Consider the following 6,127-nt stretch of genomic DNA (forward strand, 5'->3'; position numbering starts at 1 on the left):
AGAAATCGCTGAAGGGCAGATAGAGCAACGACAGGCCGCGCAATCCATAATACCAGAAGAGCAGCCAGCGATTATCGAACCGGTCGCTCAGCCATCCCGACGCCAGCGTGCCGCCGAAATCGAACAGGCCCATCATCGCCAGCATCGATGCGGCTCCGACCGCCGCCAGCCCATAATCGCCACAGAGAGAGATGAAATGCGTCTGCACCAACCCATTGGTACTCGCGCCACAGATGTAGAAGGAAAAGAAGAGGATCCAGAATGTCGGCACGCGCGCCGCATCACGCAGCACGGTCAGCGGCATGATGAGCAGGGCGCCGAAGCTCGCCGGCTGGACCGGAGCAGGCTGCATCTGCGTTTCGCCATAGGGCGCCAGGCCCAGATCAGCCGGTCGATCGTGCATCAACAGGATGACGACGACCGCCGCCAGCAGGATTGCGCCGCATACCAGCAGCAGGGCGGTGCGCCAGCCGTGCGATTCGGTCAGGCTGGCAAGCAGCGGCAGGAAGGCAAGCTGGCCGGTGGCGGTACTGGCCGACAACAGGCCCATGACAAGGCCGCGCCGCTGCCCGAACCAGCGCGTTGCGACGGTTGCCCCCAGCACCATGGCGGTCAGCCCGGTGCCGATCCCGATCACGACACCCCAGAGCAACACAAGTTGCCACAGCTGCGTCATGCCCAGCGATAAAAGCATCCCGCCGATCACGATCGACAGCGAAATCAGCATCATCCGCCGCACCCCGAAACGGTTCATGAAGGCGGCGGCGAACGGTCCCATGCCCCCGAACAGCAGGAAGCGGATGGCGAGTGCGCCGCTGATGTCGGCCGCGCTCCAGCCGAACTCCTTCTGCAATGGCACGATGAACACGCCCGGCGCGCCGACCGCCCCCGCGACGACGAGCATGGTGAGGAAGGTAGCGCCGACCACAGCCCAGCCATAATGGACGTTGCGCGCGGACAGGCGGCTGGCAAAAGCGGTCGAGAGCATCAATTTCCCCCTTTAAGCGACGATCAGACTGGCGTTAAATGATGTCCATCATATATAAGGTCAAGAGGCCGATTTCGGAAAGCAAGGTATGAAAGTCAGTCGTGAACAGGCTGCGCGCAATCGCGAGACGGTGGTCGACACCGCGTCTCGTCTGTTCCGCGCGCGCGGCGTCGAGGGTGTCGGCATCGGCGAGGTGATGCGCGAATGCGGCCTCACCCATGGTGGCTTCTATAATCAGTTCGATTCGAAGGAGGCGCTGGCCGCCGAAGCCTGCGCCGCGTCGCTCGCGCGAAGCGTTGCGCGCTGGGGCGAAGTTGTTGCCGAAACTGGCGAAGGCGATGCCTCCAAGGCCATCGCGGCCAACTATCTCAGCCCGCGCAATCGCGATGCGCCGGAAACGGGTTGCGCACTGATCGCGCTCGGTCCAGATGCGGCGCGGCGTGGCGGCGATCTGGGCGGCGCCTTTCGGCAAGGGTTCGAGGAACTGACGAACATATTGCAGCAGTCCACACCGGATATGACGCGCGAGGACGCGCTGGCGCGCATGGCGCAGATGGTCGGTGCCATGGTGCTGGCGCGCGGAGTCGCGGATATGGTGCTTTCGGACGAGATATTGGTTGCCGTCCGCAAGGCGATGGGTGTGGGCGCATGAGCGGCTGGCGTTCGATGCGTGCTGAGGATCTCGCTTCGGTCGCAATGATGTCCGACGGGGTGCATGGCAGCTATACCGAGCGCGCAGAAGTCTATGGGGAACGGCTGGCGCTCTATCCGCCGGGGTGTTTCCTGTTCGATCGCGATGGCCAGGCGCTCGGCTACCTCGTCAGCCATCCCTGGCGTGGTACGCAGCCGCCCGTGCTGGACCGGCTCATGGAAGCGTTGCCGATACCCGCCGATCATTATTATCTCCATGATCTGGCCTTGCTGCCCGAATCGCGCGGTAGCGGCGCGGCGCAGGTGGCGGTCAAGATCGTGCTGGATCAGGCGCGCGCGGCAGGCTTCAACCGGATTGCGCTGACGGCGGTCAACGGTGCGGATGCGTTCTGGCGCCGGCAGGGTTTCACGTCCGTGGTCGATGGCGGTGGATACGGGCAGGACAGCCTGGCCATGGAATTGCTGATTTGAAGGCCGGATTGCCGCCGCCCCAGGGAAGGGCGGCAGCTTATTGGATCAGAGCCAGCTGCGACCGTCGGGGCCGGCGCAGCCATAAGGCGGCAGTTGGTTGGCGAAACGTTCCTGCATCTTGTGGCAGCCCCAGCTGCGCAGCGGCGACGGCATATAGCCGTTCAGCGCGATCCCGACTTCATCATAGGGCGTCTCGCTCTGGGCGACATACATATACCAGCGACCGCCGAACATCACCACGATACCCACGACGATCACCGTTATAACCTGTAGTAATTTCTGCATTTTTATTCCGTTAGAGAGGGAAGGGGCAGAGGCCCTTGCCCGGCGCGCCGACCGTGATCAAGTCCGTTAACCACCGTCTTCATTCCGCCCGCCTGCAACAAAAAAGCCCCGGATCGCTCCGGGGCTTCTTCATGACGTAGCTTCGGCCTGATCAGGCGGCGGCGAGACGCGCCATCTTTTCCAGCCTGCCGCCGGCAATGCGCATCATCGCCTTTTGCAGTTTCTCGAATGCGCGGACCTCGATCTGGCGGACGCGTTCGCGGCTGACGCCATAGACCTGAGAGAGTTCCTCCAGCGTCTTGGGCTCTTCAGCCAGACGGCGTTCGGCCAGGATGTGCTTTTCGCGATCGTTGAGATCGGTCATCGCTTCGACCAGCATCTCGTGACGCTGGGTCCGTTCCTGTTCTTCCGCAACGCGTTCGTCCTGGAGCGGGTCGTTGTCCTGCAGCCAGTCCTGCCACTGGCCCTCACCATCTTCGCGCATCGGCACGTTGAGCGACGTGTCGCCGCCCATGGCCATGCGACGGTTCATCGAAACGACGTCATCCTCGGAAACGCCCAGATCGGTCGCGATCTTGGTTACGTCCTCCGGACGCAGGTCGCCGTCCTCGAACGCCTCGATATTGTTCTTCATCCGACGTAGGTTGAAGAAGAGCTTCTTCTGCGATGCCGTGGTGCCCATTTTGACGAGCGACCAACTGCGCAGGATGAATTCCTGGATCGACGCACGAATCCACCACATGGCGTAAGTCGCCAGACGGAAGCCGCGTTCGGCCTCGAACTTCTTCACGCCCTGCATCAGGCCGATATTGCCTTCGCTGATCAGTTCGCTGACCGGCAGACCATAGCCGCGATAGCCCATGGCGATCTTGGCGACGAGCCGCAGGTGCGATGTGACGAGCTGCGCAGCGGCTTCCGGGTCCTGATGTTCCTCGTAGCGCTTCGCCAGCATATACTCCTGCTCAGGGGTGAGCAGCGGAAACTTGCGGATTTCCGACAGATAGCGGTTGAGGCTGGCTTCACCGCCCAGCGCCGGAACCGCGGGGACATTGCTCTTGGCCATGTCTTCACCTTTCCCTTTCATTGCGCGGCGGGACCCAGAAGAGGCGTCACAGGCGCCGTCGCAAAACTTGTCCTACTTTATACGTGAAGCTCGCTTAACAGTTCCTGCATGTCGGTTGGCAACACACTTTGAAACAGAAGGGGCTTTTCCGTTACCGGATGTATGAACCCCAGTGTTTTGGCGTGCAATGCCTGCCTTTTGAAACCCAGCGTTTCCAGTATTGATTTGAAACCTTTTCTTTCTCTACTGTAAACCGGATCCCCGATCAAGGGGTGTCCGAGATGCGCCATGTGGACGCGGACCTGATGCGTACGGCCGGTTTCCAGCCGACATTCCACCATCGCCGCACCCTTGAGCCGGTCCACCGTGCGATAATGGGTGACGGCGTGCTTGCCGCGCCCTTCCCGATGAACCGCCATCTTCTTTCGATCAGCGTCGGATCGTCCGATCCACGTATCGACCATGCCGCTGCCCGGTGTCGGAACGCCATAGACGATGGCGGCGTAGAGCCGGTCGATGCTGTGATCCTTGAACTGGCGCGCCAGTCCTTCATGGGCCCTGTCAGTCTTTGCAACGACCAACAGGCCGGAAGTATCCTTGTCGATGCGATGAACGATGCCCGGACGCGCCACGCCGCCTATGCCCGACAATTGCCCGGCGCAGTGGTGGAGCAGAGCGTTCACCAAGGTTCCGTCCAAATTGCCGGCGGCGGGATGGACCACCAGCCCGGCGGGCTTGTCGACGACGATCAGTTCCGTGTCCTCATGGATGATGACGAGCGGAATATCCTGCGCCACCGTGTCCAGCGGAACCGGTGGGGGCAGGGTGATGGTATAGAGTTGCCCGGCCGTGACCTTCGCCGATGCGTTGATCTTCGCGGTCTGGGCGCTACGCACCTGACCTTCGCCGATCAGCGCCTTCAGCCGCTCGCGCGACAGGTCCGGCAGCAGGTCCGCCAGCGCACGATCCAGCCGCAGCCCATGCTGGGCTTCGCCGATCGCCGCTTCGATGATGGAATCCCCCGGAACCATGAACTAGTGATGTAGGAATGATGGTTGCGATATCAAGAGGGCTGCTGGAACAAATCGTGGCCCTGGGCGTGGCGCGCGAGGCGGAGGAGGTCTGCGGGCTGCTGCTGGGACAGGCAGGAACGATCGAGGCCATTCTTCCGGCCGCCAATGTTGCGCCCGATCCCGCGCGCCATTTCGAACTGGACCCCGCCGCGCTGATCGCGGCGCATAGGGCTGCACGATCGGGTGGGCCACAGGTCATCGGCCATTATCATTCCCACCCTTCTGGCGTGGCGATCCCCTCGCGGACCGACGCCGCCTGCGCCTCGCCCGACGACAGCCTCTGGCTGATCGTCGGAGGGGGCGAGGCCCGACTTTGGCGCGCCGGGCCGGACACGGTGGTTAACGTCATATTCTCCGAAGTGTCGCTCGACATAAGGTGAGCGAAAGGCGGCGAGCCGGGCTTGCATCGGGGGGCGCGGGGGCGCATTAGCCGGATACATCCTTTGTTTCTCCCCTTAATTCGGCGATCCTTTCCGCATGACCAACCCGACCGACAGCATCGAATTTGCCAGCCTGCTCTGTTCGCGCCTGTGCCATGACCTGCTGAGTCCGGTCGGCGCGCTCAACAACGGGCTGGAACTGATGGCGGATGAGAATGACCCGGAAATGCGCGAGCGTTGTCTGGAACTGCTGGGCGACAGCGCGCGGACCTCGGCGAACAAGCTGAAATTCTTCCGCCTTGCCTTCGGATCGGCCGGCGGCTTTGGCGAGGCGGTGCCGCCGCATGAAGCGAAGGTCGCTATCGAGGGTATGTTCGCCGCTTCGGGCCGGGTGAAGATCGGCTGGATGGTCGAGGAGAAGATGCTTGGCAAGCTGGCGTCGAAGATCCTGCTCAATCTGGCGTTGATCGCCGGCGATGCGCTGGTGCGCGGCGGGCAACTGGACATCGGTGTCGAAAGCCGTCCGGGCATGACCGAGATCGTCGTGCGCGCTGAGGGGCCGAAGGTCGTGCTCGATCCCGACCTGCGCGCGGCGCTGGCGGGTACATTGCCGATCGAAGGTCTGGCGTCGCGGACGGCGGCCGCCTGGATGGTGCGTCAGCTGGTCGCTGAGGCAGATGGCGACATCGTCCTGTCGCCTCCGGGTGAGCCGGCGCTGCTGTTCGGCGCGGTGATTCCGGGCTGATCGGTAGTAGGTCGGAATAGGGTTTTCCGACCTTAACTTCGCGCTTTTCCCGCATGTTTCGACATTTTATTACGCCGGGCTGGTCCTATCGGAAAGCGTGGCCGCTATTGTGGCATGGTCGGTCCAGATAGGACAGGCGCTTTTTCCTGCCCGTGAATCAGCGCGCGCAATGTGTCGTCATCCTGCGCCTCCAGTTCCAGCAGGGCGGCATAGGGATCGCCGCTGAGGCCGAGTAACCGGGCAAAGGACGGCTCGGTTTTCAGCCCCTGTTCGCGCAGAGCCATGATAGCATCGCGCATCGCTTCGCCGCCAAGGGTAAGCAGGCGGCGTTCGATCTCATAGTGCCGCCAGCCATGTTGCTGCGCGACCGGGATGGGCTGGCCGAAGATCTCGAATTCCCAGCCATGTGCGACAAAGCCACAGATGATGGCGTTGAGGTCATCGCTGCGGCGAAGCGTGAAGCCTGGCATC

9 protein-coding genes are annotated in these 6,127 nt (G+C 62.6%); 4 read left to right on the top strand and 5 right to left on the bottom strand.

The window, feature by feature from the left end:
* Nucleotides 1-988 (bottom strand): MFS transporter (locus tag VMR39_RS27165; protein ID WP_325421107.1); only part of this gene is annotated, 988 nt, incomplete at its 3' end.
* 88 nt (nt 989-1,076) lie between these two features.
* Here VMR39_RS27165 and VMR39_RS27170 point away from each other — a divergent pair.
* Nucleotides 1,077-1,640, top strand: coding sequence for a TetR/AcrR family transcriptional regulator (locus tag VMR39_RS27170; RefSeq protein WP_325421109.1), 564 nt, complete (start codon nt 1,077-1,079; stop codon nt 1,638-1,640).
* Nucleotides 1,637-2,110, top strand: coding sequence for a GNAT family N-acetyltransferase (locus VMR39_RS27175; protein ID WP_325421111.1), 474 nt, complete (start codon nt 1,637-1,639; stop codon nt 2,108-2,110). Before VMR39_RS27170 ends, VMR39_RS27175 begins: the two co-directional genes overlap by 4 nt.
* Nucleotides 2,111-2,155: 45 nt before the next feature.
* Here VMR39_RS27175 and VMR39_RS27180 read toward each other — a convergent pair whose 3' ends face one another.
* The 3 genes from VMR39_RS27180 to VMR39_RS27190 form a co-directional block, all read right to left on the bottom strand.
* The gene (locus VMR39_RS27180) at nt 2,156-2,395 is read right to left on the bottom strand and encodes a hypothetical protein (protein ID WP_325421113.1); all 240 of its coding nucleotides are present in this window, start codon (nt 2,393-2,395) and stop codon (nt 2,156-2,158) included.
* A 151-nt stretch (nt 2,396-2,546) separates the two neighbouring features.
* The gene (gene rpoH, locus VMR39_RS27185; protein ID WP_325421115.1) at nt 2,547-3,458 is read right to left on the bottom strand and encodes an RNA polymerase sigma factor RpoH; all 912 of its coding nucleotides are present in this window, start codon (nt 3,456-3,458) and stop codon (nt 2,547-2,549) included.
* A gap of 77 nt (nt 3,459-3,535) precedes the next feature.
* Nucleotides 3,536-4,489, bottom strand: coding sequence for an RluA family pseudouridine synthase (locus tag VMR39_RS27190; protein WP_325421117.1), 954 nt, complete (start codon nt 4,487-4,489; stop codon nt 3,536-3,538).
* A 17-nt stretch (nt 4,490-4,506) separates the two neighbouring features.
* Between VMR39_RS27190 and VMR39_RS27195 the strand changes: the two genes are divergently transcribed.
* Together VMR39_RS27195 and VMR39_RS27200 are read left to right on the top strand one after the other, a co-directional pair.
* Nucleotides 4,507-4,911 (top strand): M67 family metallopeptidase, encoded by a 405-nt coding sequence (locus VMR39_RS27195; RefSeq protein ID WP_325421119.1) that lies wholly within the window; start codon nt 4,507-4,509, stop codon nt 4,909-4,911.
* Between the two features lie 97 nt (nt 4,912-5,008).
* On the top strand, nt 5,009-5,656 hold the full coding sequence (locus VMR39_RS27200; RefSeq protein WP_325421121.1) for a histidine phosphotransferase family protein: 648 nt from the start codon (nt 5,009-5,011) through the stop codon (nt 5,654-5,656).
* 104 nt (nt 5,657-5,760) lie between these two features.
* On the opposite strand, the gene VMR39_RS27205 is transcribed toward VMR39_RS27200, so the two are convergent.
* Nucleotides 5,761-6,127, bottom strand: a 367-nt coding sequence (locus VMR39_RS27205) for a DUF4269 domain-containing protein (protein ID WP_325421123.1), incomplete at its 5' end; no start/stop codon positions are given.

It is taken from the genome of Sphingobium sp. (assembly GCF_035511395.1).
GTDB lineage: Bacteria > Pseudomonadota > Alphaproteobacteria > Sphingomonadales > Sphingomonadaceae > Sphingobium.

What these genes read in the sequence shown, in the direction of transcription:
- VMR39_RS27170 (WP_325421109.1), top strand. Translation starts at nt 1,077, where the DNA reads ATGAAAGTCAGTCGTGAACAGGCTGCGCGCAATCGCGAGACGGTGGTC.
- VMR39_RS27180 (WP_325421113.1), bottom strand. Translation starts at nt 2,395, where the DNA reads ATGCAGAAATTACTACAGGTTATAACGGTGATCGTCGTGGGTATCGTG.
- VMR39_RS27200 (WP_325421121.1), top strand. Translation starts at nt 5,009, where the DNA reads ATGACCAACCCGACCGACAGCATCGAATTTGCCAGCCTGCTCTGTTCG.
- VMR39_RS27195 (WP_325421119.1), top strand. Translation starts at nt 4,507, where the DNA reads ATGATGGTTGCGATATCAAGAGGGCTGCTGGAACAAATCGTGGCCCTG.
- VMR39_RS27190 (WP_325421117.1), bottom strand. Translation starts at nt 4,489, where the DNA reads ATGGTTCCGGGGGATTCCATCATCGAAGCGGCGATCGGCGAAGCCCAG.
- rpoH (WP_325421115.1), bottom strand. Translation starts at nt 3,458, where the DNA reads ATGGCCAAGAGCAATGTCCCCGCGGTTCCGGCGCTGGGCGGTGAAGCC.
- VMR39_RS27175 (WP_325421111.1), top strand. Translation starts at nt 1,637, where the DNA reads ATGAGCGGCTGGCGTTCGATGCGTGCTGAGGATCTCGCTTCGGTCGCA.